We start from the raw sequence: 25,324 nt of genomic DNA, 5'->3' as shown, positions 1-25,324 counted from the left end.
GCGCTCAGGCTCGGACGCCACCCCGCGATAGGCTCGCGGGGTGGCGTCCTTCTCGTTCGGCGCGGGAAATGCGCGGAAGCTCCTGAGCATGCCGATCTACGCCCTGGGCCGGATCGCCACCGCCGTCATCCCGCGTTCGCGCGACGAGTGGGTCTTCGGATGCGCCGTGGGCATCGCCGACGGTGCGCTCGCGCTGTGGGAGCACGCATCCGCCTCCGGGGAACGGGCGGTGTGGCTCGTCGCCGGCGCCGATGAGGCCGAGGATGCCGCCCGGCGCGGCATCCCGCACGTGCGCAAGGCGGGCCTCCGCGGATTCTGGCGCACGGCACGGGCCCGTGTCGTGGTCATCACGCATGGATTCGGCGACGTCAACCGCTATGCCGTGTCGGGGGCCCTCATCGTTCAGCTGTGGCACGGCATCCCCCTCAAGCGCATCGGCCTGGATTCTCCGGAGACGCTGCGCAGCCGCATCCTCCCGGGGTCCCGCCTCCTGCGCGCTCTCCTCCGGCGGATGTACGCCGCCGCCACGCGCCGCATCCGCATCCTGCCGGCAGCCTCCCACCTCGTGCGCGGGCGGCTCGAGTCGGCGTTCGCTCTGCCGGCGGAGCGTGTTCCCGTCACGGGGGAGCCGCGCGTGGACGTGCTCTCCCGCGGCACACCGGCTGATCGCCGCGCCGCGGCGCTGGCGGCCATCACGGAGGCGGCGGGGCCGGTCGAGGCCCACACCCGCCTCGTGCTGTACGCACCGACCTGGCGGGACGGCGCGCCCGACCCGGCCGTGCCCACGGCGGCGCAGTGGCGCACGATCGTCGACGTGCTGGAGCAGGGTGATGCCGTGCTCCTCGTGCGGTCGCATCCGCTCGGTGCGGGGGAGTACCGCCCGCCGTTCCCCACCGACCGCGTCCGTGCGCTGGGAAGCGACCTCGTGCGCGATGTCACGCCACTCCTGCCGGGGATGGACGTGCTCGTCACCGACTATTCCTCGCTGGCCTTCGACGCGGGTCTCGTCCCCCTCCCTGTGCTGTACCTCGCGCCGGATCTGGACGACTATCGCGCGCGGCGGGGGATGTACGGCCGGTACTCCGATGTCGCGGGGACGGACTGGTCCGCGTCGTGGGACGATCTCACCGGCCAGCTCGAGGCGGTGCTCCGCGATCCCGGTGACCGCATCGCCCGGTCGTTCGCTCTGAGCGAACGCGTGCATGCCTTCCGCGACGGTCGCAACACCGAGAGGGTCTACGAAGCCATCCGCGCCGCACTCGGCGCGACGAGAGGAGCCCCATGACCGACGCTCGTTTCCACGTCGGCGACGATGCCGTCGCAACGCTGGACGTGTCCGGCACCGGCCCCCGCCCCGACGCGGTGTCGCTCGTGGGCCGCCGGGCCTCGGCCTCCGCGCGCCTGAGCGGTGACGGGCAGACGTGGCGCGCGGTCATCGCGCTGACGGCGTCCCGCTGGGGCGGTCCTGAGCTGCCGCTTCCCTCGGGCGAGTACACCCTCGTGATCGACCCCGGCGAGGCGACCGACACCGACCCACCGGGCACCGCGCTGCCGGTGGCGGCGCTCGGTACGCTGCGGGCGTCGTGGGACGGGACCCACGTGCGGATCCGGCCGCCGGTCGACCCCGCGTACGATTCCGGCGAGGGCCAGGACGCCCTCGAGCGACGCTACGCTGCAGGGCGTGACGAGCTCGAGAACGCGGTCTTCTTCGAGAGCTTCTACGGCCGAAACGCCAGCTGCAATCCGCTCGCGATCGACCGGGAGCTGGCGCGCCGCGCGCCCGGCGTCACGCGGTACTGGAGCGTCGTCGACCTGTCGGTGCAGGTCCCCGAGGGCGCGATCGCCGTGGTCGAGGGAAGCCCGCAGTGGTGGCGCGCCCGCGGCGCATCGCGCCTGCTGGTGATCAACGACTGGATGCGCCGGCGCTTCGTCCGCCGTCCGGGGCAGGTCGTCTTCCAGACGTGGCACGGTACGCCCCTCAAGCGCCTCGCCCTGCACCGTCCCGGCTTCGACCCGCGCCGGGCGGCGGCCGTGATCAAGGAATCCCGGCGCTGGAACGTGCTGCTCGCGCAGAACCCCTATGCGGGGCGGATCCTCCGTAAGGCCTATGCGTTCTTCCGTCGCCCCATCTGGGTGGAGGGATATCCGAGGAACGACGTTCTGGTCACGGACGACGGATCGGCGACCCGCCGCGATCTCGGCATCGCCGCCGACGCTCGCGTGCTGCTCTACGCCCCGACGTGGCGCGACGACCGGGACGAGATCGTCGATTTCCTGGATCCGGCCGCGCTCGCCGACGAACTGGGGGCGGTCGTCCTCGTCCGCGGCCACTCCCGGACGATCCTCTCCGGCAAGGACGCCGAAGGACCGCGGGTGATCGATGTCACGGGATTCCCCGACACCTCACGTCTGCTCACCGCTGCCGACGCTCTCATCACCGACTACTCCTCGGTGATGTTCGACTTCAGCGTCACCGGCAAGCCGATGTACTTCCTGGTGCCCGATATGGCGCACTACCGCGGGGAACTCCGCGGCTTCTACTTCGACCTCGTCGACGCCGCTCCGGGGCCGGTCGTGCGCACCCAGGAAGAACTGCTCGCCGCCATCCGCGACGGCGATCCCGCCGATCACGCCGATCGCTACGACCGCTGGCGGAGAACCTTCAACGCCCGCGACGACGGCCGCGCCGCCGAGCGCGTGGTGGCGCGCATCCTGGACCAGCGACTCGTCGAGGATGCGGCCGACGGCCTCACGCGGTGAGGAGGCCCTAGGGCCCGCTCGGGGTGCTGCGGTGCGCGATCAGGGGAGGGGGGTGTTGCGCCCGTCCAGCCGCGACGTGTCGACGGTGTCGCGCGCGCCGGTGAACAGACCTGCGACGAATCCCGCTCCCCACGACAGGTGCATCGTGGGGAGAACGGCCAGCGTCCACACCTTGTCGCGCCATCCCTTGCCACCCCCGCGTCCCGCCGCGACCCCGCCGATGAGCACGGCGTAGGCGGCGACCGGCAGGTGTAGCACCGACGCGATCCGCGACGACGGTCCGGTGATGACCCGGGTGGCCTGCAACGCCCCGACGGCGGCGCTCAGCCCGACGGCGGCGACGAGCGCCGGGGGAGCGAAGAATCGCAGGGAGTTGCGGCGGCCGTAGCGCCGAACCAGCTCGCCCCGCCACGCCCCGGTGGCGCGGAACTGCCGGACGAGACGAACCCAGCTCTCGCGGGGCCAATAGACCACGGACAGTTCGGGGTCGAACCACACGCGGTACCCGGCGCGGCGGATCCGCAGGTTGAGCTCCCAGTCCTCGCCGCGGCGGATGGACTCGTCGAACAGGCCCACTTCCTCGAGGACGGAGCGGCGCATGACGCCGAGGTACGCCGATTCGGCCGGTCCCTCCTTCGTGCCGCCGTGGTACGCGCCGCCGCCGAGGCCGATGGGGGAGTTGTACGCGCGGGCGACGGCGCGCTGGAAGGGCGTTCGCCCCTCGGCGTGCATCACTCCGCCCACGTTGGCGGCCCGCACCCGGGCGAGAGTGGCCAGAGCGCGCCGCGTGTAGTCCGGCGCGATCTCGGAGTGGGCGTCCACGCGCACGATCGTCGGGTAGTGGCCCGCCCGGATGGCGCGGTTCAGCCCGATCGGGATGTCTGCTGCGGGGTTGTCCACGAGGAGGATCCGTGAGTCTTCGTCGGCGAGCGCGCGGGCGATCTCGGCGGTGCGATCGGAGGACGGACCGAGTGCCAGGACGAGCTCGACCGGGCCGGGCACATCCTGGGCCAGGACCGTCTCCACGGCCCGCCGCAGGTACCGCTCCTCGTTGAGGACCGGCATGACGAACGTGACGCCGGCTCCGTCCGCGGGGACCGGCGCATCCCTGCGTCCAGGAGCGGCGACATGCATCCGTCGATCATGTCACGGCGCCGCCTGGGTACGCTGGAAGGATGCGACTGCTCAGTGACGTCAAGCTCGCGTGGAGCCTTTTCCGCAAGGGTTTGTCGAACCGGGGGGCCGTTGCCGCGGTGCGCCGCGTGGTGCAGACGCAGCCGCCGCATCCGCCGCACCACTATCGCATCGCGGTGTACTTCGCCGATGGCGGGGTGAACATGTACCAGATGCGTCAGTGGTACAAGCCGCTGGCCGGCATCGCCGAGCGCTGGCCCGTCGTCGTGCTGGCCCGCTCCGCGTTCGGCGCGCGGGCGCTCATGGCCGAGGACGCCCTGCCGGTGGCGTACGTGCCCTCCGTGCGCGACCTCGAACAGTTCGTCGCGACCCAGGACATCCGCGTCGTCCTCTACGTCAACCAGAACACCCGCAACTTCCAGATGTTCCGGTACGGGCACCGCTGGCACGTGTTCATCAACCACGGCGAGTCCGACAAGATGTACATGGCCACCAATCAGTTCAAGGCGTACGACTACGCCTTCGTGGCCGGGGATGCCGCACGCGACCGTCTGGACCGGGTGCTGTGGGACTACGACCTCGACGCGCGGACCTTCTCGATCGGCCGCCCCCAGGCCGACCACTACTCCGGGGCGCTGCCGTACACCCCCGACGACCGCACCGTCGTGCTCTACGCCCCCACGTGGGAGGGCGATCGCCCGTCGGCGCACTATGGATCGATCCGCTCGCACGGGGAAGCCCTCGTCTCGGCGCTCCTGGCCACGGGGCGTCACCGCGTGGTCTATCGCCCGCACCCGCGTTCGGGCGTCGTCGACCCCGAGTACGGTGCAGCGAACCGCCGCATCATCGCGGCGCTCGAGGCCGCCAACGCCGCCGACCCCGGCGCGAACCACGTCCACGACGCCGGTGCGGAACTCGGGTGGCAGCTGGCGGTGGCCGATCTGGCGATCGTCGACATCTCCGCGATGGTCTACGACCGCCTCGCCGCCGACAAGCCGCTCCTGATCACGCGGCCGGCCGACCCCGAGGCGGTCGTCGACACGCACGGATACCTGTCGGCGTGCGAGTGGCTGGATGCTGCGGATGCGGGAGCCGTGGTCGCCGAATCCGACCGCGTCCTGGCCGACCCGGAGTCGGTGGCACGGCTGCAGCACTGGGTGCGCTACTACTTCGGCGACACCGCCCCGGGGGCGGCGACCGCCCGCTTCACCGCGGCGATCGAGACCCTCATGGAGCGCTGGGAGCAGTGGCACTCGCGGCCCGGCGCCGAACACGACATCGACGACGGCGACGAGCCCCACATCGAGGACTGATCAGCGGGGTGATCCGCCGTCCTCGCCCTCCGGCGAGGACGAGCGCCCCGGGAGCGCCCGCCGGGCGGCGCCACCTGCGCGGCGGGTCGCCTCGCCGACCGTCCGGCCCGCCGACGCGACCCCGCGCGCGGCGCTACCGGCGGCACCGGCCACCGCTCCGCCGATGCGCTGCGCGCCGGCGCGGGCGGACTGTTCGACCCGGCGCGTGCCGGGCGCGGGCTCCAGTTCGGCCGGAAGCCGCACCGGGGGAACGCCGAACGCCCGGCGCGATCCGACGAGGACGCGCCGACCGAGGATGTGGTTCCCCGCCCCGCCGACGACGGCGCCGATTCCGAAGGGGAGGGCCTTCCCGACCCAGGAGGCACCGCCGCGGATGGCGAACTGATGGATGAAGGTGGACTTCAGACGGTCCACGAGAGGACCGACGGCGGCGCGTGGGAGCGTCTTGGTCACCATCTCGCCCCAGTAGCCCGCCCGCGTCGGGCCGCGCCCGCCGGCTTGACCGGCGAGCTGGGCGAGAAGGTCGACGCCCTCCTTGCCGAGCATGAGGGTGAGGACCAAGGCGCGCGCGCGGTCGGGATCGACCAGGGCGATGCCGTGCACCTCGGCGATCGACTGCGCGAACAGCGCCGTCGCTTCGATGAACCCGACGGTCTCGGCCCCGCTGAGGGCGAGGGTCACGCCGGTGCCGACCCCGGGTACGACGGCGGTGGCGCCCACCGCTGCGCCTCCCGCGGTCACGGCGGCGAGGTAACGACGCTCCAGGATCCCGACGATCTCCAGCGGCGACGCATCCGGGTGGCGGAGGCGGATGCTGCGGAGGTGGGCCAGCACGGCCGGACGCTGGATGGCGAGCACCCGGTCGAGCGCGCGGATGGTGCGCGGATGCTCCTCCGATCCCACGGGCGGCAGCCCGCCGGACCACGGTGCGTCCTGCGGAAGGGAGTGGATGCGGTGGACCTTGTCGCTCATCACGGCGATCCTATGACGAGCGTCTGCAGGGTGCCCGTGCGTCGTCAGACGAACAGGTTGGCGCGCTCGAGGTCCTCGGCGAAGTCGACCTCGACGGCGTAGAGGTCGGAGATGTCCATCGGCTCCAGGCGCAGGCCGTCTTCGGCGACGGCCAGCTCGAGGCCGCGCTCGAAGTAGTCCTGGTCGCCCACGCGGGCGAGCTGGCGCTGGAACGCCCTCTTGTCACGGGCGGAGATGAAGTTGATCCCCACCGCCTCGCCGATCCCGCCGACGACGGTCTTCGACAGCCCCTTGATGAACCCTTCGGAGCTCACGGTGTACTTGACCTCTTCGTCGCTGACCTTCGCCGTGTTGACGGTGACGAAGGACTGGTCGCGTTCGATGAACGGCATGGCCCGCCCGAGGATGCGCGGATCGAACACGACGTCGCCGTTCATCCACAGCACGCCGCGCTTGCCCGTCTGAGCCAGGGCGCGCAGGAGGCTCTTGGATGTGTTGGTCTGGTCGTAGCGCTCGTTGTAGACGTAGTCGGCCTTGGGGAAGGCATCGACGATCGTCTCGGCGCGATACCCCACGACGGTGAGGATCCGCGCGCCGGGGCCGAAGGCAGCGTGGACGTTGTCGTGCTGCTGCTGCATGATGCTGCGACCGTCACCGAGCTCCGTGAGGGGCTTGGGAAGGCTGCGGCCGAGCCGTGAGCCGAGGCCGGCGGCGAGGATGACGATCTGAGGGGACACTGTTGCTCCTGAGGTTGGTTCACTTCCGGTTCACCGGAATGCCACTCCTTTGTGCGCCCCTCATGGTAGCGATAATGGCTGGAAGGGTGCACAATATCCCTCACCCGTTGCCGATTCGTGACCCGCGGTGTCCCCGTCTCACAGGGGAACACCAGGTCGGTGCACGGGGTGACCTTGATAGTTTGGACGGATGACAGCCTCGCTGCCGCTGCCTGACGGTTCGCCCCCGGACGTCGATGCGGAGATCGACGCGGAGGCGGCTCCCACGACGCCCCCCAAGCCCCGCACGCCTGCGCGAACGGGCGCGTCCGCGCGCCCGGCTGCCCCGGCCGGGAAGAAGCCTGCTCCGAAGAGGCCGACGATCGCCCAGCCCGCCTCGACGTCCGCCGAGGGGCAGAAACCCGCCACGAAGAAGCCCGCGGCGGCGCGGAAGCCCACCACCAAGAAGCCCGCCCCGCGGCCGTCAGCCGCGCGCGCACGCTCGGTGAGCGACGCGCCGGCGACGATCGCACAGCCCGCGGATGCGGTGATGACCGAGGCGCAGCCCGCGGATGCGGTGACCACCGAGTCGGAGCCGACGAACGCGGTGGCGGTCGCCCCCGCGGAGCACCCGGCCACGGACGCGGCGGACGTCGTTCCGCCCGGACCGCCCCCGCCGCTGCCGCCCGGGCTGGTCATCCCGCCCCGCCCTCCGCTTCCGCCCGTTCCCCCCGTCCCGGCCGCGCCGGCGGTCGTCGCGGAGACCGAGCCGGAACTCGTCGCGGAGACCGAGCCGGAACTCGTCGCGGAGACGGCGCCGGAGCTCGTCGCGGAGACCGCGCCGGAACTGGTCGCGGAGACGGAGCCCGAACTGGTCGCGGAGACGGAGCCGGAGCTCGTCGAGGTGACGGAGCCGGACGTCCTCGTCGAACCCGCGCCCGAGCCGGAGATCGCACCGGAGCCGGAACCCGGCTCCGACGACGCCGCCCTCGCCACGGTGTTCGAGGAGCCGGTGGTCGACGCCGACGGCGCCGTTCCCGCTCTGGTCCTCCAGGGCGTCAGGAAGACCTTCGGCGGCACGCGCGCGGTGGACGGGGTGAGCTTCACCGTCCCCGCAGGCTCCTTCTACGGGATCGTGGGCCCCAACGGCGCGGGCAAGACCACGACCCTGTCGATGATCGCGGGGCTGTTGCGCCCGGACGAGGGCACCATCACCGTCAACGGTCTCGACGCGCGCACGCGCTCGACCCAGGCCAAGCAGGTGATGGGCGTGCTCCCCGACCGTCTTCGCACGTTCGATCGCCTCACGGGTCGCCAGTTGCTGTACTACTACGGGGTTCTTCGGGGACTGCCGGCGCCGGTCGTAGAGAAGCGGATCATCGACCTCGCCCGCGCCTTCGACCTGACCGACGCGCTCGGTCGGTCGGTGTCGGACTACTCCACCGGGATGACGAAGAAGGTCATGATCGCCGGCGCGATGATCCACTCGCCGCGCCTGCTCGTGCTCGACGAGCCCTTCGAATCCCTCGACCCGGTCTCCAGTGCGGTGATCCTGGACATCCTCACGACCTACGTCGCACACGGCGGCACGGTCATCCTCTCCAGCCACGGCATGGAGCTGGTCGAGCGGGTCTGCAACCGGGTGGCGGTGCTCGTGGCCGGCGAGGTGCTCGCCGAGGGAACGGTGGAAGAGGTGCGCGGCGCCGGAACGCTGCAGGACCGGTTCCTCGAACTGTCCGGCGGCATGGGCGACGTGGAGGGGCTCGAGTGGTTGCACGCCTTCTCCGACTGAGACTGGCCACCCTCCTCGGCGCGTTGCGAGGAGACCGGCGTCACGTCCTGCGGATGACCGTCGGACTCATCGTCCTGGCCGCGGCCACTGCGGTGGCGGGGATCGCCATCCTGAGCCTCCGCGATGCCTCCACGGCCGCGGCGCACGTGGTCACGGTGCTCGGCGGGTCGGCCATCACCCTGGGGTTCGCGGCGGCCCCGCTCGTGCTCGGCGCCGTCGACCCGCTCGACCCGCGGCGGTTCGCCGTCGTCGGCCTGCCGCCCGGCCCGCTCGCGGCGGCCCTGGCGGTCACCGGCGTGGTCAGCGTGCCGATCCTGGTCGTGCTCGCCCTCGCGGTGTGCGCGGCCCTCATGTGGCGTACGCAGGGTGCCACGCCGGGACTGGGCGGCGCATCCGTCGTGCTCAGCGTGCTGACCTGCGCGCTTCTGGCGCGGGTGAGCGAGGCGGTCGCGGCCCTCGTGGTGCGGGAGCGTCGCTCGCGCGAACTGACCGGGGTATTCCTCGTCGGGGTGCTGGTCGTGGTCGTGCCGGTGGGGGTGTTCCTCGCCTCCCTCGAATGGCGCGGCGCCGTGCCCGCCCAGCTGCGGGAGGCCGCCGGTGTGCTGGCGCTCACGCCGCTGGGGGCGGCGTGGGGCCTGCCCTTCCAGTCGGGCTCCGCTGTGGCCGTCTCGCTCGTCGTCGCCGTCGTGACCGTGCTGGCCCTCGCAGCGGCGTGGGCGGCTCTGGTCCACCACATGCTCACGCGCGTCGAGCGACCCGTCGCCGTCCGCGAGCGCGGCGGGCTCGGGTGGTTCGCCGTCACGCCGGGTACGCCCGGGGGAGTGGTGGCCGCGCGGAGCCTGGTGTACTGGTTCCGCGACCGCCGTTACCTCGTCAACATCCTCGTCGTGCCCGTTGCGGCGCTCCTGACCGTCGTCCCCCTCCTGGTGGCCGGGGTGCCGGTGGCCATCGCGGCGCTGGTGCCGGTTCCGGTTCTGGCGCTGTTCTTCGGATGGATGCCGCACAACGACGTCGCCTACGATTCCACCGCGATCTGGATGCACATCGCCAGCGGTGTGCGGGGTGCGGCCGACCGCGTGGGGCGGCTCGTTCCGATCGTCTTGATCGCGGTTCCGGTTCTCGCCATCGCCGTCTCGGTCGCGGCTGCGGTGCACGGTCGCTGGGCCGTCCTCCCGGCCCTCGCGGGCGTGTGCGCGGCGCTGTTCCTGTCGGGGTTGGGGCTTTCTAGCATCGCCTCGGCCGCCGCGCCCTACGCCGTGTCGCACCCCGGGGACAGCCCCTTCCAGCAGCCTCAGCGCACCGGCGCCGGCGGGGGGATCTCGCAGGCGCTGGTCATGATCGGCGCGATCGTCCTCAGCGCCCCGGCGCTGTGGTGGGGGTGGCTGACCGTCAGTGACGACGTGTCCTACGCGATGCCGGCCCTGTGGGCAGGGGTGGCCGCGGGTGTGATCGTCCTGCTGGCAGGCGTCGCGATCGGTGCGGCGGTCTTCGCGCGCCGCGGCGACCGCATCATGGAGCTCGCCGAGACATCCTGACGGGCCGCGGACCCCTCCCCGCGGCTACACTGGCACATCATGAGCACGCCAGTCGAACAGCCCGATCCGGGCGGAATCGCCACCCTCGACCGTGAGCTGGAAGAGCTCATCCGCGAGGAGAGCGTCGAGCCGGGCGATCACGAGCGGTTCTCGCACTACGTCAAGAAGGACAAGATCCTGGAGTCCGCGATCACCGGCAAGCCGGTGCGCGCCCTGTGCGGCAAGAAGTGGACCCCCGGCCGCGATCCGGAGAAGTTCCCGGTGTGCCCCACCTGCAAAGAGATCTACGAGTCGCTGCAGAGCTAGCGGGCCATCGAGGCCGCGTCGCGGAACACCGTCGGCAGGGCGGGGTCGGAGCGGCTGAGGGCCAGCGCGCGGACCGGCAGCTCCTCTCGAACATGCGCGTGATGGGCCCGCGCGGCCGCGACCCCCGCATGCCCCTCCGCTGACGTGTCGATCTCGCCCTCGGTCACGAGGGGAACCTGCAGTGCGCGGGCGTCCGGGTGGGCGGATGCGTCGTCCAATTCCTCGTACCCGTCGGACACGACGATCAGCTCGCTGGTGGCCACACCGTCATCGCGCGTGCGGAAGGCGGCCTTCCGCCCGGCCTTGGACGCCTTGTCGGTGGACGCCTTCGCGACACCCACCCACGAGCCGGCGGCATCCTGTCGGGCCACCAGCTTGAAGACCATCCCCGCCGTCGGGCTTCCCGACCCGGTCACCACCGATGTGCCCACCCCGTAGGCGTCGACCGGAGAGGCGGCGAGGGCTGCGATGGCGAACTCGTCCAGGTCGCTGGTCACCGTGATGCGGGTACCGGTCGCGCCGAGCCCGTCCAACTGCGCGCGCACGTCGGCGGCCACGGTCGGCAGGTCGCCGGAGTCGATGCGGACACCGCCGAGGCCCGTGCCGGCCACCCGGACCGCGGTCTCCACGCCGGTGCGGATGTCGTAGGTGTCCACGAGCAGCGTGGTGTCCGTTCCCAGCGCCTCGATCTGAGAGCGGAAGCTGTCCTCTTCGGTGTCGTGGAGGAGCGTCCACGCGTGTGCCGCCGTTCCCATGGTGGGAATTCCCCACCGGCGCCCCGCGGCCAAGTTGCTCGTCGCGCTGAATCCGGCGATGTAGGCGGCACGGGCCGCCGCGATGGCCGAATCCTCGCCGGCGCGGCGCGAGCCCATCTCGGCGAGGGGGCGATCGCCGGCGGCCACGCTCATGCGAGCGGCGGCGGTCGCGATCGCCGAGTCGTGATTGAGCACCGAGAGCGCCAGGGTCTCCAGCAGGACCGCCTCGGCGAACGTGCCCTCGACGGTCAGGACCGGCGAGCCCGGGAAGTACAGCTCGCCTTCGCGGTACCCGGTGATCGAACCCCCGAAGCGGTAGTCGGCCAGGTAGTCGAGCGTCGGGGCGTCGACCACCTTCTCGTCGCGGAGGAAGCGAAGCTCTTCATCGCCGAAGCGGAAGTCGCGCAGCAGCCCGAGGAGCCGCCCCGTTCCGGCGACCACGCCGAATCGGCGGGCTCCGGGGAGGCGCCGCGCGAAAACCTCGAAGACGCAGCGCCGGTCGGCGGTGCCGTCCCGCAACGCCGCCTCCAGCATCGTCAGCTCGTACCGGTCCGTGTGCAGGGCGGTGCTCGCGCTCATTCCGTCACCCTATCCACCGATCGGCGTGCCGGCAGTCGCGGGTAGGGTGGGATGTCGTGGATGAGGCGCCGATCGGGATCTTCGACTCGGGTGTCGGTGGTCTCACCGTCGCCCGGGCTGTGTCGGCGCAGTTGCCGCGGGAGTCCATCCTGTACGTCGGGGACACCGCCCGGTCGCCCTACGGCCCCAAGCCGATCGCCGACGTGCGGCGGTACTCCCTCGAGGTGCTCGATTCGCTGGTCGAACAGGGCGTGAAGATGCTCGTCATCGCCTGCAACACCGCCTCCGCCGCGATGCTCCGGGACGCGCGCGAACGCTACGACGTTCCCGTGGTCGAGGTGATCGGTCCGGCCGTGCGTACCGCGATGTCGACCACCCGCAACGGCCGCATCGGGGTCATCGGCACGGAGGGGACGATCTCCTCCGGCGCCTACCAGGACATGCTCGAAGTCAACGCGCAGCTGACGGTGTTCGCGCAGGCGTGCCCCCGGTTCGTCGAGTTCGTCGAGGCCGGGGTCACCGACTCGCCCGAGGTGCTCGCCGTCGCCGAGGAGTACCTCGCGCCGCTGCGGTACGCCGGCGTCGACACCCTCGTCCTGGGCTGCACCCACTATCCGTTCCTCGAAGGCGCGATCAGCTATGTCATGGGGCCGGAGGTGAGCCTGGTCTCCAGCGACACCGAGACCGCGAAAGACGTCTACCGCCAACTGGTGAGCCGCGACCTGCTCACGCGACCGGACGCCGTCGCCTCCCACGTCTACGAAGCCACCGGCGACTCCGTCGACGATTTCGTCCGCCTCGCCCACCGCCTCATGGGCCGCGAGGTGCGCGACGTGCACCTCGTCCACACCGGCGCCATCGACCTGCCCCGCTGACGCGCCGCATCCCCACCCACTCCGGCAGGACCCGACGGGAACTGCCGAACGACGACATCACCCGAAGGAAAGGCACCCGATGACCGACATCACCCGCGCAGACGGCCGCGCCGTCGACCAACTGCGACCGGTCACGATCGAACGCGGCTGGTCGGCGCATGCCGAAGGCTCCGCTCTCATCAGCTTCGGAGGCACCCGCGTGCTGTGCACGGCGTCGTTCACCAACGGCGTGCCCCGGTGGCTGACCGGCAAGGGCAAGGGCTGGGTCACCGCCGAGTACGCGATGCTTCCGCGGGCGACGAACAGCCGGAACGATCGCGAGAGCATCAAGGGACGCGTCGGCGGCCGCACGCACGAGATCTCGCGCCTGATCGGCCGGGCCCTCCGGGCCGTGGTCGACACGAAGGCGCTGGGGGAGAACACCCTCGTCCTGGACTGCGACGTGCTCCAGGCCGACGGCGGGACCCGCACCGCCGCGATCACGGGGGCCTACGTGGCGATGGCCGACGCGATCGCCTGGGGCAAGGAGCGGAAGTTCATCGCGCAGCGCTCGGAAGTGCTCGTGGACTCGGTCTCGGCCGTGTCGGTCGGCATCATCGACGGCGCGCCCATGCTCGACCTCGCCTACGTCGAAGACGTCCGCGCCGAAACCGACATGAACGTGGTCGTCACGGGCCGCGGCCTCTTCGTCGAGGTGCAGGGCACGGCCGAGGGCGCGCCCTTCGACAAGAGCGAGCTCGACCGGCTGCTCGAACTCGGCGTCGCCGGATGCGGCCGACTGCGCGACGCGCAGGCCGCGGCGCTGGCGGGCTGACCCATGGCGCGGCAGATCGTCCTGGCGACCCACAACCCGCACAAGGTGGCGGAGTTCGCGGCGATCGTGGCCGCCGTGCGGCCCGACCTCGAGGTGATCGCCTACGACGGCCCCGAACCCGTGGAGGACGGCGTGACCTTCGTGGACAACGCCCTCATCAAAGCCCGTGCCGCCGCCGCGCACACGGGGCTCCCCGCGCTCGCAGACGACTCTGGATTGTGCGTCGACGTGCTCGGCGGGTCGCCGGGGGTCTTCTCGGCGTACTGGGCCGGCCACGCCAAGGATGCCGCGACCAACGTGGCGCTGCTGCTGGACCAGCTCGCCGATGTGGCCGATCCGCACCGCACCGCGCAGTTCGTCTCGACCATCGCGCTCGTCGTTCCCGGCGGAAGCGAAGACACCGTCGAGGGCCGGTGGCCCGGGCGGCTCGCTCCCGCCGCATCCGGGGCGGGAGGGTTCGGGTACGACCCGATCTTCGTCCCCGACGGGCAGGAGCCCGGCGCCGAGCGGACGGTCGGGGAGTGGTCGGCGGCGGAGAAGAACGCGGTCTCGCATCGCGCGCGTGCCTTCGCCGCGCTCGTCCCGCTGCTCGAGCGCGTCTGAGCCGCGAGAGAGAACCGTTCTCGTTCCCGAGAGGGCGGTTCCGCCGCTGACGGCGGCGACTCGGTCGTAGCCTGGCTGTATGCACGATCACGCACGGGGGATCCGCGGGGGCAGCAATCGCCGCCTGCTGGCGATCTCGCTGGCGATCACGACCGTCGTGATGGTCGTGCAGATCGTCGGCGCGGCCCTGTCGGGGTCACTCGCCCTCCTCGCCGACGCCGCGCACATGTTCACCGACGCCGCCGCCCTCGTCATCGCGCTCGTGGCGAGCGCGGTCGCTGCCCGGCCCGCGAACGACCGGCGCACGTTCGGCTATCAGCGCGCCGAGGTGTTCGGTGCGCTGGCCAACGGCATCATCCTCGTGGTCCTGTCGGTGTGGGTGGCCGTCGAGGCCGTGCTGCGCCTCATGAACCCGGCCGAGACGGAGATCTCCGGCGGTCTCATGCTGGCCGTCGCCGTCGTCGGCCTCATCGCGAACGCCACCGCGATGTGGCTCCTCGGCGGCGCGCAGCGTCGCAGCATCAATGTCCGCGGCGCCTACCTCGAGGTGCTGGGCGACCTCCTGGGATCGGCCGCCGTCATCGTCGCGGCGATCGTGATCCTCGCGACCGGGTGGGCGCCGGCGGATGCGGTGGCCTCACTCCTCATCGCGGCGATGATCGTGCCACGCGCCCTCGGCCTCCTGCGCGAGGTCGGGTCGGTGCTGGGGGAGGCGGCACCGAAGGGGATGCAGGTGCAGGAGATCCGCGACCACATGCTCAGCACGCCCGGGGTCGTGGGCGTGCACGACGTGCACGTGTGGCAGCTCACCCGCGGGGCGCCGGTGTTCAGCGCGCACGTGATCGTCGAGGACGCGGCGCTCACCGACGGTCGGTCCGGCCGCATCCTCGCGTCCCTCCAGGGGTGCCTGTCGCAGCACTTCGATGTCGAGCACTCCACGTTCCAGCTCGAGCCGGCCGGTCACATCGAGCACGACGACGCCCGACACGCGTGATCCTCAGGACTCGCGCACGACCTCGTCCGGCGACTTGTCGGGGCGAAGACCCCGCCAGCGGGCATGGCGGAGGATCCCGCCCGGAGTGAACTCGGCGAATTCGACTTCGCCGACGAGGTCCGGGCGCACCCACAGGGCGTCGCGCGCGTCGGGTCGCGGCACCTCGACGAACGGGTTCTCGTCGGTGCGCCGGGGACGCAACTCCGCCTCGAGCAGGGCGATGGTCGCTTCGCTGAACCCCGATCCCACTCGGCCGGCGTACTGCAGGCCCTCGCCGTCCGGGATGCCCAGGAGGAGTGAGCCGATCGTGCCGTGGCGCCCGCCCTTTCCCGGGCGAATCCCCCCGATCACGACCTCCTGGGTGCGCGTCAGCTTGACCTTGAGCCACTGCTCGGAGCGAGCCCCGCGGCGGTAGGGAGAACCGGGGTCCTTCACGACGATGCCCTCGAGGCTCAGAGTGCGGCTGGCCGCCAGCGCTGCATCCACGTCGTCGAAGACGGGCGGAATGACGACCGGCTCGGATGCGGCGGCGGCGTACTCCTCGAGGTGCTCCCGACGATCGGACAGGGGGAGCGGGGCGAGGTCGCGGCCGCCGCGGGAGAGGATGTCGAAGAGGAAGAGCTTCACCGGAGTGCGCGTGGCCTCGCGGGCGATCTCCCGCGACTTGGCGAGGTTCATGCGCGTCTGAAGGAGCGGGAAGCTCGGCCGGCCCCGGGAGTCCAGCGCGACGATCTCGCCGTCGAGCACCGCGGGCTCGGGGCCGAGGCCCAGGTCGACGGCGGTCAGTTCGGGGTACTTCGCCGTGACGTCGTTGCCGCTTCGGGCGCGCAGGTGCAGGCGCGTGCCGTCCCACACGCCGATGGCCCTGATCCCGTCCCACTTCCCCTCGACCCACGGGTGGCCCCAGCGACTGGCCGCCTGGCGGGCGATGCCCGGGGCCGCGGAGGTCGCCAGCATCGGCTTCAGCTCGGAGGGCGGCGGGATCACCGACGGGTCGGTGGCGACGACGGGTTCCCCGTCCGCCGGCGCGATCGCCGACGGGTCCCTGGCGACGACGGGTTCCCCGTCGGGCTGGGGATGACCTGCCGCATCCATCTTCATGCGGTGCAGCAGCCACGTCGACTTCTCCCCGCTGCCGTCGGTGCGGATGAGCGCCAGGCGGACCCTCCCCACCGGGCCCCCGGCGCGGCCCTCGAGCGTGAAGATCACCTCATCCTCGCGCCATTTCTCCAGTTCGTACCGGCCCTCGTCCCAGATGGTCATGGTGCCGGCGCCGTACTGTCCGGCCGGGATGGTGCCGGAGAAGGTCGCGTACTCCATCGGGTGGTCTTCGGTCTGCACGGCGAGGTTGTTGCGCGACGTGGTCGACGGCACGCCCTTGGGCACCGCCCAGCTGGCGAGCACCCCGTCGTGCTCCAGACGCAGGTCCCAGTGCAGCCGCGTCGCGTGGTGCTCCTGGATGACGAAGCGGTGCAGCCCCTCCGATGCGGTGGCTCCGACGGGGTTCTCCGGCACCGGTTCGGGTGTGGCCCCGGCAGTGCGTTTGGCGATGTACACGCTCAGGGGGCCGTCGTCCGCGCCCCGTGCCCCCGCGGCGAAGCCGAGCGGAGCCATCGGGTCGCCGCCGGCGTCGACGCGCTCCACCACCTCGTCGAACAGCAGGTGCCGGAGGCCCGGGTCATCCAGCTCCTCCCACGTGCGGGGGGCGGCGACCGTCGGATGTGCGCGGCCGCGCAGCGAGTACGGCGCGATCGTGGTCTTGGAGCCGTTGTTCTGGCTCCAGTCGATGAAGACCTTGCCCGGCCGGGCGGACTTGGCCATCTGACTGACCACGAGGTCGGGGGAGTCGGCCTCGATCGCGCGGGCCAGCTCCTTCGCGAACGCCGTGATGGCGTCGCTGGACTGCTCACCCGGGAGCGCCGCGTACAGGTGGATGCCCTTGCTGCCGCTGGTGACCGGATACGGGTCCATGCCCATGTCGGTGAGGATCGCGCGGGCGTGCCGGGCCACCTCGGCGCACTCGGCGAGTCCGACGCCGGGTCCTGGGTCGAGGTCCAGCACGATGCGGTCGGGGTTGCCCCGGCCGCCGTCGGGTGCGAACCGCCACTGGGGCACATGGAGCTCGAGGCTCGCCACCTGCGCGAGATAGACGAGGGTCGGCACGTCGCCGACGAGGGGGTAATCCTTCGGGCCGGAGGAGTGCGGGATGGGGCGACGCGGAACCCAGGAGGGGGCCCCAGCCTCCAGGTCCTTGGCGAAGAACGACATGCCCGGGTCCTCCGCCGTGCCCACGCCGTCCGGCCAGCGCTTTCGCGTCACCGGCCGCCCGGCGGCGTGGGGCAGGAGCGCGGGCGCGATGCGCGTGTAGTACGCGATGACCTCGCCCTTGGTCGTCCCCGTCTCTGGGTACAGCACCTTGTCGAGGTTCGTGATCCGCAGGCGCCGGCCGTCGATGCGCACCGTCTGATCTCCCGCGGCCATGTGCACCACCGTAGCGGCCGATCGCAAGGGGTTTCCGCGATTGCTGTGACAGGTGTCTACTGGTGTGATGAGGGCGATCTGGAAGGGCGCGCTGACCTTCGGTCTCGTGAACGTGCCGGTCAAGGTGTACTCCGCGACCGAGGACCACGACGTACCGCTGCATCAGGTGCACAACAAGGACGGCGGCCGCATCCGCTATCAGCGCATCTGCGAGGTGGACGGCGAGGTCGTGCCGTACTCCGACATCGACCGTGCCTACGACGACGGCGACCGCACGGTGGTGCTCACCAAGGAAGACCTCGAGTCCCTCCCCTCCGAGCGCAGCCGCGAGATCGACGTGGTCGAGTTCGTCCCGAGCGATCAGGTCGACCTGCTCACGCTCGATCGCGCGTACTACCTCGAGCCCGACTCCGCCTCTCCGAAGGCCTACGTGCTGCTGCGGCGGACGCTCGAGGAGACCGACCGCACGGCCATCGTCCGGTTCTCGCTGCGGCAGAAGACCCGGCTGGCGGCGCTGCGCGTCCGCGGCGACGTGCTCGTTCTGCAGACCCTCCTGTGGGCCGATGAGGTGCGGGAGGCGGCGTTCCCGGCGCTGGACGAGTCGGTGCGGATTTCGGCGAAGGAGCTGGAGATGTCGGCGGCTCTCGTCGAGAGCTTCGCCAAGGATTTCGATGCCGAGGAGTTCACCGACGAGTATCAGGCAGAGCTCCGCACCCTCATCGACGCCAAGCTCGAGCAGGGAGACGCCCTGGACACCGCCGCCACCTTCGGCGAGACCGAGGACGAGGATTCCGGCGGCGAGGTGATCGACCTCATGGAGGCCCTCCGCGCGAGCGTCGAGCGCAGCCGCGCCGCGCGAGGCGGCACGACCGAGGATGCTCCGAAGACGTCGGCCGCAGCATCCGGCTCGTCGAAGTCCGCGTCGACGTCGCCATCCACGGCCACGTCACCGAAGAAGAGCAAGACGGCGTCGTCGTCGAAGACCACCGCGCCGAAGACCACCGCGGCGAAGAAGAAGACCGCCAAGGCCTCCTGACGGCTCAGCTCTGCGGTGCCTCGGGACGGCGCGGAGCGTCACCCGTCGCATCGGGGTCGAGCACGAGCGACTGCGCTTCGCTCGCGTCGGTCTCCGGGTCGCCGCCGTGCGGCGCCCGCCGGGCGTGCGCCCGTTCCCGGAAGTAGTGGAAGGCGACGAATCCGATCGTGCCGGCCACCGCCGCCAGCAGGATGACGTCGATGTAGTTCGTCACGAAGTCGCGGACGGGCGGGATGAGGCCGACGCCGTAGCCCAGCATCGTCAGTCCGATCCCCCAGATCACCGCGCCGATGAGGTTGTAGAGGGTGTACTTCCACTTGTTCATGTGGCCGACGCCGGCGGCGATCGGGGCGAACGTCCGGACGATCGGGACGAAGCGGGCGAGGATCACGGTGAGACCGCCGAAACGCTCGAAGAAGGCATTCGTGCGCTGAACGTTCTTGACGCTGAAGATCCCGGACTCCTTGCGCTCGAAGATCGCCGGGCCCGCCTTGTGGCCGATGAGATAGCCCACCTCGCCGCCGAGGAAGGCCGCCAGGCCGATGAGGAGGCTCACCACCCACACGTTGAGCCCGAACACGCCGTGAGGAGCGACCGTCGTGGAGTGGGAGAGCAGCCCGGAGATGATCAGCAGCGTGTCGCCGGGCAGGAGGAACCCGACGAGGAGCCCCGTTTCGGCGAAGATGATGAGGCACACCACCAGCAGTGCCCAGGGACCCGCGGCCGTGATGATCGTTTCCGGGTCGAGCCACGGGATGAGAGCGGTGTGGAGCATCAGGGCGATCCCGTCGTTCGGTCGGCGAGGAGGCCGGCGCGCAGGCGCCGCCGTGCGGAAGGTGGGACTTGAACCCACACGCCCGGAGGCACAGGAACCTAAATCCTGCGTGTCTGCCGATTTCACCACTCCCGCGAGTGGGTTCAGTCTAGGTGAGCCCCCCTGCCCCGACGGTGGGGAAATCCCCCGAACCCGCGTCCGGCAGCGGCCGCGGCGGCCCCCGCTGTGGGCGTCGGGGGTCTCGGATAGGCTCTGCCCGTGCAGCAAGCGGAGCAGCGTGCGCGGGTGGGTGTTGTCATCCGGCCGCAGCTGCCTCCCGAGGATCTCCTGGCCGCCGTGAGGGCGGTGGAGTCCGAGGGGGTCGAGGATCTGTGGTTGTGGGAGGACAGCTTCTGGGGTGGGGGACTGGTCACCTCGACGGCGGCCCTGTCGGTCACCTCTCGCGTGCGGGTCGGTCTGGGGCTCATGCCGACACCGCTGCGCAACCCCGCGCTCGCGGCGATGGAGATCGCGGCGCTGGCGCGGATCCACCCCGGTCGGTTCGTGCCGGCGTTCGGGCACGGCGTTCGCGAGTGGATGGTGCAGGCCGGCGCCGCGGTCGAGAGCCCGCTGACCCTGATGCGGGAGTATGCCGCGGCCGTGCGTGCCCTGCTGCGCGGTGACGAGGTGAGTGCCGCGGGCCGGTACGTGCAGCTCGATCGGGTGCAGCTCAGCCACCCGCCGTTGCCGTCCGCTGTGCCGCCCATCCTTCTCGGCGCGAACGGGCCGAAGGCGTTGCGCTTGGCGGGCGAGATCGCCGACGGCGTCGTGCTCGGCGATGTGCCGACCGCGGAGGCCGTCGCCGCGGCGGTCGCTGTCGTGCGGGAGGGGCGCGTCGGCTCGCCCCTGGAGGGCGAGCGCCTGCAGGTGGTCGGATACGTCGAGCCCGCTGCCGATCCCGCCGCGCAGGCCATCGCGTTCGTCTCGGCCGGGCTCACGACGATCGTGTTCTCGCCCGAGGAGAGTGACCCCGACCCGCGTGCCCTGTTCGACGTGGCCCGCGTGGCCCGCGCTGCGCTGGCGTCAATGCCGTCCGATGACGAGGACCCCCTGACGTGATCGGCGTCGTCTTCGTCCATGGTGCGGGAGCCGGTGCTCACGAGGAGGATGCTCCGCTGGCGGCCAGCCTCGCCGAACACCTGGGAGAGCAGTACTCGGTCGACTTCCCCACGATGCCCGACGACGATGGCGCCGACAATCGGCTGTGGCACTCGGCGATCGCCCAGGCCCACCGTGACCTCTACGCCGCAGCCATCCCGGGCGCCGTTGCGCGCTCGCTGCCTGGGGGACACCAGGTCGGCGCGGACCTGCGCGTCGTCGCCGAGGACATCCGGCGCGTTCTGGGGGAGCGGCGCTAGGGGCGACGGATAGCCGCGAGCGCGCGGTCGAAGTAGACCAGGAGCGGCTCGGTCGCCTCATCCTCCATCCAGGCCTCGCCGGCCAGGTCCAGGCACGTGATGACGCAGCCCACGATCGCCCGTGCCCGCAGCGCCATCCCCGTCTCGTCGCCGCCGAGGCGTCGCTCGACTTCCGGAACGAGGTCGTCGTACCAGCGGAGGTGCTTCTCGATGCTGCGTGCGCGGAGGGACGGCGTCCGGTACAGCATCCGGGCGATCGCCAGCATTCGGTTCTCGTCGGGTGCCCGTGTCTCCGAGGCGACCAGAGCCCCGCGGAGCGCCGCCCAGATGTCCTCGCCCTCCGGTCGTTGCTCAAGCTGCTGACGCAGAGCGCTTCCCTCCGCGGCGACGTGGCCGAGGACGATGTCTTCCTTCGTTCCGAAGTAGCGGAAGAACGACCGGCGGGAGATACCGGCGACGGCAGCGATCTGATCGATCGTCGTCTGCTCGAAGCCGCCGGTGAGGAAGAGCTCCATGGCGACGGCGGTGATCTCGTCGTACGCGCGTCGGCGTGATCGCGCCCACAGTCCTGGTGCCTCGTCCACTGGTGTCACGGGCCCATCGTAGCCTGCGCAATCTCAAATGCCTCCCTGGCACCGAGTGCCAAAGAGGCATACCATGCACTCATGACCCGACGACAGAGATCCATCCACTACGCCGACCAGACCGTACTCATCACGGGAGCCAGCGCCGGCATCGGCGCCGAGTTCGCGCGGCGGTTGGCCGCGCGGGGGAGCGACCTGGTGCTCGTAGCCCGTCGCGCCGACCGGCTCGACGCGCTGGCCGCCGAACTCCGGAGCGCGCACTCCGTTGCGGTGTCGACGGTGCCGATCGATCTGGCGCAGCCCGGGATCGGCGAGACGCTGCGGACGGAGTTCGCGAAACGGCGGATCGACGTGACGAGCGTCGTGAACAACGCGGGCTTCGCCAATCACGGACTGTTCCACGAGGAGGAGCTGGCGCGGCTGAGGGCGGAGATCGCGCTCGATGTGTCCAGCGTCGTAGAGATCAGCCACGCGTTCCTCCCTGCCCTGCGCGAGCGGGGGGATGGCTTCCTGATCAACGTCGCCAGCATGGCCGCCTATGCCGCCAGTCCTACGATGGCGGTCTACGGAGCATCCAAGGCCTTCGTCCTCAGCTTCACCGAAGCGCTCTGGTACGAAGCCCGCGACACCGGTCTGCGGGTGATGGCGCTGTCCCCTGGTGCGACGCAGACGGAGTTCTTCGACGTCGCCGGCGATGCGGCGGGGGGCGGCGCTCGCCGCGTGCCCGCGAGCGCCGTTGTCGACACCGCGCTCGACGCGCTCGATCCGGGCATCGCCGGACCCACGGCGATCGTCGGCGGCCGGAACCGGGTGGTCGCAGCCGTCGCACCGCTCCTCGGACGACGCCGCATGACCGCGATGATGGGGCGGTTGATGGCGCCGTAGGACGAGAAATCTGCGCCCCCAGAAGTCCTGAGTTGTGGTTTCCTACGCAGCGGAGTAGTTTCCTAGGTAGGACATTCCAACTCAGAAGGGGAAGAAAACAATGCTTATCAGCGGACAGGTGGCGTTCGTCAGCGGAGCCGCCCGCGGACTCGGCAAGGCCCTCGCGGTGGAGCTGCTCGCACGCGGCGCCAAGGTCTACGGCGGGGCGCGCGATGTCTCCACGATCGACATCGAGGGGATCATCCCCGTACAGCTCGACATCACAGACCCGCGATCGGTGGCTGCCGCCGCAGAACTCGCCGCCGACACGACGCTCCTGGTGAACAACGCAGGCCTCACGACCCTTTCTCCGCTCCTTGGCAGCGATCCGGCCGACGCCCGCGCCGAGATGGAGACGAACTACTTCGGAACGATGGACATGGTCCGCCAGTTCGCGCCCGTCCTGGCCGCAAACAGCGGCGGCGCGATCATCAACGTCGTCTCGATCATGGCCTACCTGGCGATGGACGCCTCCGGTGGCTACGGGGCATCCAAGGCGGCACTGTTGGCGGCGACCAACAGCCTCCGCTTCGAGCTGGCCGGGCAGGGGACCCGGGTGGCCTCCTTGTCGCTCGCCAGCACCGACACCGACATGATGGCCTGGTACGACGGCCCCAAGAACGATCCGAAGGATGTCGCTCGTCGCGCCTTCGACGAGTTCGAGGCCGGTGCCCTCGACCTGTTCGGGGACGACAGCACGGCAGTATGGAAGGGCCGGCTCGGTGAGAGCATCCCTCAGCTGTACCCCCAATTCGCCCACTGACCACACCGACAGGAGGCCGTCAATGCCCGGGGACAACACGACCGAATACCGCGGCGACACCAAGTGCTCGCTCGCCAAGGCCGTGGACATCGTCGGGGAGCGATGGGTGTTCTTCATCATCCGTGAAGCCCTGGCGGGGGTGACCCGATTCGCCGAGTTCAAAGCCCGGCTCGGCGTCGCCCCCGACATCCTCACCGCCCGCCTCCTACTCCTGGTCGACGCGTCCATCATGACGCGCCAGACCTACCAGGACGCCGGAGAGCGCACCCGGCACGAATACGTGCTCACCGAAGCCGGGAGAGAGCTGGCGCTCCCGATCTTCGCGCTCCAGCAGTGGGGAGAACGGCACGCGCCATCCAGCCTGGAAGGGTCGATCACTTTCACGACCAGCGAAGGCGATCCGGTAGCCGCCGCCTTCGTGTCGCCGCAGGGCTCATCTCCGGTCGACGTGATCGCCCGGCGCGTGAAGGAACCCCGCTCCTGACCTGGGAGCCGGGTGGGCCGCCGCCGCGGCCGTGGAGGGCGGTGGTGAAACGGTGGCAGCACGACGGGTCGTCGCCATCGGCGCGGCATCCGTTCGTCAGATCGACTGCCCTCCGGAGAGATCCACCACGCTCCCGGTCGCCCAGGAGAAGTTGGTCGACAGGATGAGCGGGACGGCGTCGGCGATGTACGCCGGCTCGGCGATGTGTCCCCAGGTGATGGCGTCCGCCGCCATCGCCTGGACGGCCGGGCTGTGCATGATTCCACCGCCGAAGTCGGTGTTTACCGCGCCTCCCATCAGCGTGTTGACCGCGATCCCGCGTTCGGCCAGCTCGGCGGCCTGGTACCTGGTCATGACCTCGATGGCACCCTTGGTCATGGCGTAGGCCGACATCCCGCGGACGACACCGCGGGTGATCGCAGACGTGAGGTTCACGACCCGCGACCCGCGGCCGAGGAGTGGCAGCAGCCTCTGCGTGAGAAAGAACGGCGCCTTCACGTTGATGGAGAAGAGTTCGTCGAACTGATCCTCACTCGTGTCGCCGTAGGGGGCGTAGGTGCCGATGCCGGCGTTGTTCACGACCGCGAACAACTCCGTCGCGCCGCGACGCTGCAGGATACGGCGGATGCTGTCCACGAAGAGCCCGTACGAACCGACATCTTTCGCATCCAAATGCGTGAACTCGAGGTCGCCGGCGCGTCCCGCTCCCGCAGCCGTCGTGACCTCAGCAGCATCCTCGGGATGGGAGTTGGTGGTGCCGATCACGGAGAACCCGGCGGCGAGCGATGCCAGGGCGGCCGCTCGTCCGAGCCCTCGCCCGGCGCCGGTGATCAGAACACTCTTCGACATGGTGCGCCTTCCGGGGGGTGTGCGCCGCGAATCGGGCCATGTCATCGTGCCAATTCCGGGGGCGGATTGGCGGAATCGTTCACTCAGCGGACGCGCCGCCGGCCATCTCGAGAAGAGCCTCGCGGGCACGGAGAAGGAGAGGCGCATGCCGGTCAGCGGCATTCTCCGGGGCGGTCGCCAGTTGGAGCGCCAGGGGCGGCACGCTGCCGCCCCCATCGAGGGGCACGGCGATGCAGGTCAGGCCCGCGATGCAGCGCTCCCGGTCCACAGCGACGACTGAGCGGCGTGCGCCGCTTCGCCGCGCGCCGGATATCGCTATCGCGGCTGCGCTGTCCGGTGGCATCCACGAGCCGTGCCTGGCCCGGATAGGCAGCAGGTCGCGGCCGGCGAGCATGACATCTGCCGTGAACGTCCCGCGACTTTCGCTCACGAGGGAGACGGTCGCGCCGCTCTGGGCGCCCAGCCACTGCAGCAGGCCCATTGTCTCGGCACGGGGGTATGCGGCGCGGCTGCCGTGCTGATCCATGAGGCGGACGCGGGCCGACCAGTGTCCGTCCTCGCGGCGAACGACTCCCTCGCCCTCCAATTGGTACAGCAGCCGGATCACGCTGGACCGTGGAATGCCGGTCGCGCGGGCCAGTGCCGTCGAGGACACTGTCTCGTTGCGGTCGAGCAGCGTGCGCACGATCGCGAATGCTCCCGCTATCACCGAACGAGGGGCGCCTGACGGGGTCTTCGCCTCGACGTGTTCCGCATCACTCACCGTTCCACGCTAGCGACCGCAGGGAGAGGGGGGCCCGTTCACGGGCCGCGTTATGGCGCCGGGGCACACCTCCCTTTTCTGCCGGGACCACCAGACCCGCCCGGTAACGCCGCGGGGGTG

At 70.9% G+C, this 25,324-nt stretch carries 25 protein-coding genes and 1 tRNA gene; 16 read left to right on the top strand and 10 right to left on the bottom strand.

What is annotated here, in order from left to right; genetic code table 11:
- Nucleotides 1–40 precede the first annotated feature (40 nt).
- Together AC2DFQ_RS14705 and AC2DFQ_RS14700 are read left to right on the top strand one after the other, a co-directional pair.
- Nucleotides 41–1,285 (top strand): CDP-glycerol glycerophosphotransferase family protein, encoded by a 1,245-nt coding sequence (locus tag AC2DFQ_RS14705; RefSeq protein ID WP_484534407.1) that lies wholly within the window; start codon nucleotides 41–43, stop codon nucleotides 1,283–1,285.
- On the top strand, nucleotides 1,282–2,760 hold the full coding sequence (locus AC2DFQ_RS14700; RefSeq protein WP_484534406.1) for a CDP-glycerol glycerophosphotransferase family protein: 1,479 nt from the start codon (nucleotides 1,282–1,284) through the stop codon (nucleotides 2,758–2,760). The genes AC2DFQ_RS14705 and AC2DFQ_RS14700 overlap by 4 nt, the downstream gene beginning before the upstream one ends.
- A 39-nt stretch (nucleotides 2,761–2,799) precedes the next feature.
- Here AC2DFQ_RS14700 and AC2DFQ_RS14695 read toward each other — a convergent pair whose 3' ends face one another.
- A complete protein-coding gene (locus AC2DFQ_RS14695; protein ID WP_484534405.1) occupies nucleotides 2,800–3,894 on the bottom strand; it encodes a glycosyltransferase family 2 protein in 1,095 nt (364 codons plus the stop codon).
- Nucleotides 3,895–3,935: 41 nt separating this feature from the next.
- Here AC2DFQ_RS14695 and AC2DFQ_RS14690 point away from each other — a divergent pair, with 41 nt between their 5' ends.
- A complete protein-coding gene (locus tag AC2DFQ_RS14690) occupies nucleotides 3,936–5,207 on the top strand; it encodes a CDP-glycerol glycerophosphotransferase family protein (RefSeq protein WP_484534404.1) in 1,272 nt (423 codons plus the stop codon).
- Here AC2DFQ_RS14690 and AC2DFQ_RS14685 read toward each other — a convergent pair whose 3' ends face one another.
- Nucleotides 5,208–6,179, bottom strand: a complete 972-nt coding sequence (locus tag AC2DFQ_RS14685) for a hypothetical protein (RefSeq protein WP_484534403.1) — start codon at nucleotides 6,177–6,179, stop codon at nucleotides 5,208–5,210.
- A 44-nt stretch (nucleotides 6,180–6,223) separates the two neighbouring features.
- Nucleotides 6,224–6,916: a phosphocholine cytidylyltransferase family protein gene (locus AC2DFQ_RS14680; RefSeq protein ID WP_484534402.1), complete on the bottom strand. Its 693-nt coding sequence runs from the start codon at nucleotides 6,914–6,916 to the stop codon at nucleotides 6,224–6,226.
- Nucleotides 6,917–7,106: 190 nt separating this feature from the next.
- Here AC2DFQ_RS14680 and AC2DFQ_RS14675 point away from each other — a divergent pair, with 190 nt between their 5' ends.
- The 3 genes from AC2DFQ_RS14675 to AC2DFQ_RS14665 are packed head-to-tail and all read left to right on the top strand — an operon-like array spanning nucleotide 7,107 to nucleotide 10,528.
- On the top strand, nucleotides 7,107–8,687 hold the full coding sequence (locus tag AC2DFQ_RS14675; protein ID WP_484534401.1) for an ABC transporter ATP-binding protein: 1,581 nt from the start codon (nucleotides 7,107–7,109) through the stop codon (nucleotides 8,685–8,687).
- Nucleotides 8,663–10,222, top strand: a complete 1,560-nt coding sequence (locus tag AC2DFQ_RS14670) for a hypothetical protein (protein ID WP_484534400.1) — start codon at nucleotides 8,663–8,665, stop codon at nucleotides 10,220–10,222. The genes AC2DFQ_RS14675 and AC2DFQ_RS14670 overlap by 25 nt, the downstream gene beginning before the upstream one ends.
- Before the next feature lie 39 nt (nucleotides 10,223–10,261).
- Nucleotides 10,262–10,528, top strand: coding sequence for a DUF3039 domain-containing protein (locus AC2DFQ_RS14665; protein WP_484508907.1), 267 nt, complete (start codon nucleotides 10,262–10,264; stop codon nucleotides 10,526–10,528).
- Here AC2DFQ_RS14665 and AC2DFQ_RS14660 read toward each other — a convergent pair.
- The gene (locus AC2DFQ_RS14660) at nucleotides 10,525–11,862 is read right to left on the bottom strand and encodes a nicotinate phosphoribosyltransferase (protein WP_484534399.1); all 1,338 of its coding nucleotides are present in this window, start codon (nucleotides 11,860–11,862) and stop codon (nucleotides 10,525–10,527) included. The genes AC2DFQ_RS14665 and AC2DFQ_RS14660 overlap by 4 nt on opposite strands.
- Nucleotides 11,863–11,918: 56 nt before the next feature.
- On the opposite strand from AC2DFQ_RS14660, the gene murI reads away from it, so the two are divergent.
- The 4 genes from murI to AC2DFQ_RS14640 all read left to right on the top strand — a co-directional run bounded on the left by murI (nucleotide 11,919) and on the right by AC2DFQ_RS14640 (nucleotide 15,148).
- Nucleotides 11,919–12,737, top strand: a complete 819-nt coding sequence (murI, locus tag AC2DFQ_RS14655; RefSeq protein WP_484508909.1) for a glutamate racemase — start codon at nucleotides 11,919–11,921, stop codon at nucleotides 12,735–12,737.
- 79 nt (nucleotides 12,738–12,816) lie between these two features.
- Nucleotides 12,817–13,551, top strand: a complete 735-nt coding sequence (gene rph, locus AC2DFQ_RS14650) for a ribonuclease PH (protein WP_484508910.1) — start codon at nucleotides 12,817–12,819, stop codon at nucleotides 13,549–13,551.
- A gap of 3 nt (nucleotides 13,552–13,554) precedes the next feature.
- Nucleotides 13,555–14,154: an RdgB/HAM1 family non-canonical purine NTP pyrophosphatase gene (rdgB, locus tag AC2DFQ_RS14645; protein ID WP_484534398.1), complete on the top strand. Its 600-nt coding sequence runs from the start codon at nucleotides 13,555–13,557 to the stop codon at nucleotides 14,152–14,154.
- Between the two features lie 79 nt (nucleotides 14,155–14,233).
- A complete protein-coding gene (locus AC2DFQ_RS14640) occupies nucleotides 14,234–15,148 on the top strand; it encodes a cation diffusion facilitator family transporter (RefSeq protein ID WP_484508912.1) in 915 nt (304 codons plus the stop codon).
- Between the two features lie 3 nt (nucleotides 15,149–15,151).
- On the opposite strand, the gene AC2DFQ_RS14635 is transcribed toward AC2DFQ_RS14640, so the two are convergent.
- Entirely contained in the window at nucleotides 15,152–17,629 is a 2,478-nt protein-coding gene (locus AC2DFQ_RS14635; protein ID WP_484534397.1) for an ATP-dependent DNA ligase, read from the bottom strand.
- A 67-nt stretch (nucleotides 17,630–17,696) separates the two neighbouring features.
- Here AC2DFQ_RS14635 and ku point away from each other — a divergent pair, with 67 nt between their 5' ends.
- Nucleotides 17,697–18,665: a non-homologous end joining protein Ku gene (gene ku / locus AC2DFQ_RS14630; protein WP_484534396.1), complete on the top strand. Its 969-nt coding sequence runs from the start codon at nucleotides 17,697–17,699 to the stop codon at nucleotides 18,663–18,665.
- A 4-nt stretch (nucleotides 18,666–18,669) separates the two neighbouring features.
- Here ku and AC2DFQ_RS14625 read toward each other — a convergent pair whose 3' ends face one another.
- Both AC2DFQ_RS14625 and AC2DFQ_RS14620 read right to left on the bottom strand, forming a co-directional pair.
- Nucleotides 18,670–19,440 (bottom strand): DedA family protein, encoded by a 771-nt coding sequence (locus tag AC2DFQ_RS14625; RefSeq protein WP_484534395.1) that lies wholly within the window; start codon nucleotides 19,438–19,440, stop codon nucleotides 18,670–18,672.
- Nucleotides 19,441–19,493: 53 nt separating this feature from the next.
- Nucleotides 19,494–19,575 (bottom strand) — tRNA-Leu (locus AC2DFQ_RS14620).
- Between the two features lie 123 nt (nucleotides 19,576–19,698).
- On the opposite strand from AC2DFQ_RS14620, the gene AC2DFQ_RS14615 reads away from it, so the two are divergent.
- Both AC2DFQ_RS14615 and AC2DFQ_RS14610 read left to right on the top strand, forming a co-directional pair.
- Nucleotides 19,699–20,538 (top strand): LLM class flavin-dependent oxidoreductase, encoded by an 840-nt coding sequence (locus AC2DFQ_RS14615; protein WP_484508916.1) that lies wholly within the window; start codon nucleotides 19,699–19,701, stop codon nucleotides 20,536–20,538.
- Nucleotides 20,535–20,837: a hypothetical protein gene (locus tag AC2DFQ_RS14610; protein WP_484534394.1), complete on the top strand. Its 303-nt coding sequence runs from the start codon at nucleotides 20,535–20,537 to the stop codon at nucleotides 20,835–20,837. Before AC2DFQ_RS14615 ends, AC2DFQ_RS14610 begins: the two co-directional genes overlap by 4 nt.
- Here AC2DFQ_RS14610 and AC2DFQ_RS14605 read toward each other — a convergent pair.
- Nucleotides 20,834–21,430, bottom strand: coding sequence for a TetR/AcrR family transcriptional regulator (locus AC2DFQ_RS14605; RefSeq protein ID WP_484508918.1), 597 nt, complete (start codon nucleotides 21,428–21,430; stop codon nucleotides 20,834–20,836). The genes AC2DFQ_RS14610 and AC2DFQ_RS14605 overlap by 4 nt on opposite strands.
- 72 nt (nucleotides 21,431–21,502) lie before the next feature.
- On the opposite strand from AC2DFQ_RS14605, the gene AC2DFQ_RS14600 reads away from it, so the two are divergent.
- From AC2DFQ_RS14600 to AC2DFQ_RS14590, 3 genes are all read left to right on the top strand, one after another.
- Complete coding sequence (locus tag AC2DFQ_RS14600; RefSeq protein ID WP_484508919.1) at nucleotides 21,503–22,306, top strand: SDR family NAD(P)-dependent oxidoreductase; 804 nt, start codon at nucleotides 21,503–21,505, stop codon at nucleotides 22,304–22,306.
- Nucleotides 22,307–22,406: 100 nt separating this feature from the next.
- Nucleotides 22,407–23,108 (top strand): SDR family oxidoreductase, encoded by a 702-nt coding sequence (locus AC2DFQ_RS14595; RefSeq protein ID WP_484508920.1) that lies wholly within the window; start codon nucleotides 22,407–22,409, stop codon nucleotides 23,106–23,108.
- Nucleotides 23,109–23,130: 22 nt separating this feature from the next.
- Nucleotides 23,131–23,592 carry a winged helix-turn-helix transcriptional regulator gene (locus AC2DFQ_RS14590; RefSeq protein WP_484508921.1) on the top strand — a complete coding sequence of 154 codons (462 nt, stop codon included), beginning with the start codon at nucleotides 23,131–23,133 and terminating at the stop codon, nucleotides 23,590–23,592.
- A gap of 96 nt (nucleotides 23,593–23,688) precedes the next feature.
- Here the strand turns inward: AC2DFQ_RS14590 and AC2DFQ_RS14585 are convergent, their stop codons facing one another.
- The gene (locus AC2DFQ_RS14585) at nucleotides 23,689–24,441 is read right to left on the bottom strand and encodes an SDR family NAD(P)-dependent oxidoreductase (RefSeq protein ID WP_484508922.1); all 753 of its coding nucleotides are present in this window, start codon (nucleotides 24,439–24,441) and stop codon (nucleotides 23,689–23,691) included.
- Between the two features lie 79 nt (nucleotides 24,442–24,520).
- Nucleotides 24,521–25,204, bottom strand: coding sequence for a helix-turn-helix domain-containing protein (locus AC2DFQ_RS14580; RefSeq protein WP_484508923.1), 684 nt, complete (start codon nucleotides 25,202–25,204; stop codon nucleotides 24,521–24,523).
- Nucleotides 25,205–25,324: the final 120 nt, after the last annotated feature.

This window comes from Microbacterium sp. Z11_20, assembly GCF_057197605.1.
This window is presented reverse-complemented; position numbering and strand designations above follow the sequence as displayed.

What these genes read in the sequence shown, in the direction of transcription:
- AC2DFQ_RS14700 (WP_484534406.1), top strand. Translation starts at nt 1,282, where the DNA reads ATGACCGACGCTCGTTTCCACGTCGGCGACGATGCCGTCGCAACGCTG.
- AC2DFQ_RS14675 (WP_484534401.1), top strand. Translation starts at nt 7,107, where the DNA reads ATGACAGCCTCGCTGCCGCTGCCTGACGGTTCGCCCCCGGACGTCGAT.
- AC2DFQ_RS14660 (WP_484534399.1), bottom strand. Translation starts at nt 11,862, where the DNA reads ATGAGCGCGAGCACCGCCCTGCACACGGACCGGTACGAGCTGACGATG.
- AC2DFQ_RS14600 (WP_484508919.1), top strand. Translation starts at nt 21,503, where the DNA reads ATGACCCGACGACAGAGATCCATCCACTACGCCGACCAGACCGTACTC.
- AC2DFQ_RS14585 (WP_484508922.1), bottom strand. Translation starts at nt 24,441, where the DNA reads ATGTCGAAGAGTGTTCTGATCACCGGCGCCGGGCGAGGGCTCGGACGA.
- AC2DFQ_RS14665 (WP_484508907.1), top strand. Translation starts at nt 10,262, where the DNA reads ATGAGCACGCCAGTCGAACAGCCCGATCCGGGCGGAATCGCCACCCTC.
- AC2DFQ_RS14685 (WP_484534403.1), bottom strand. Translation starts at nt 6,179, where the DNA reads ATGAGCGACAAGGTCCACCGCATCCACTCCCTTCCGCAGGACGCACCG.
- ku (WP_484534396.1), top strand. Translation starts at nt 17,697, where the DNA reads ATGAGGGCGATCTGGAAGGGCGCGCTGACCTTCGGTCTCGTGAACGTG.
- rph (WP_484508910.1), top strand. Translation starts at nt 12,817, where the DNA reads ATGACCGACATCACCCGCGCAGACGGCCGCGCCGTCGACCAACTGCGA.
- AC2DFQ_RS14590 (WP_484508921.1), top strand. Translation starts at nt 23,131, where the DNA reads ATGCCCGGGGACAACACGACCGAATACCGCGGCGACACCAAGTGCTCG.
- AC2DFQ_RS14690 (WP_484534404.1), top strand. Translation starts at nt 3,936, where the DNA reads ATGCGACTGCTCAGTGACGTCAAGCTCGCGTGGAGCCTTTTCCGCAAG.
- AC2DFQ_RS14595 (WP_484508920.1), top strand. Translation starts at nt 22,407, where the DNA reads ATGCTTATCAGCGGACAGGTGGCGTTCGTCAGCGGAGCCGCCCGCGGA.
- AC2DFQ_RS14635 (WP_484534397.1), bottom strand. Translation starts at nt 17,629, where the DNA reads ATGGCCGCGGGAGATCAGACGGTGCGCATCGACGGCCGGCGCCTGCGG.
- AC2DFQ_RS14625 (WP_484534395.1), bottom strand. Translation starts at nt 19,440, where the DNA reads ATGCTCCACACCGCTCTCATCCCGTGGCTCGACCCGGAAACGATCATC.
- AC2DFQ_RS14695 (WP_484534405.1), bottom strand. Translation starts at nt 3,894, where the DNA reads ATGCATGTCGCCGCTCCTGGACGCAGGGATGCGCCGGTCCCCGCGGAC.
- AC2DFQ_RS14640 (WP_484508912.1), top strand. Translation starts at nt 14,234, where the DNA reads ATGCACGATCACGCACGGGGGATCCGCGGGGGCAGCAATCGCCGCCTG.
- rdgB (WP_484534398.1), top strand. Translation starts at nt 13,555, where the DNA reads ATGGCGCGGCAGATCGTCCTGGCGACCCACAACCCGCACAAGGTGGCG.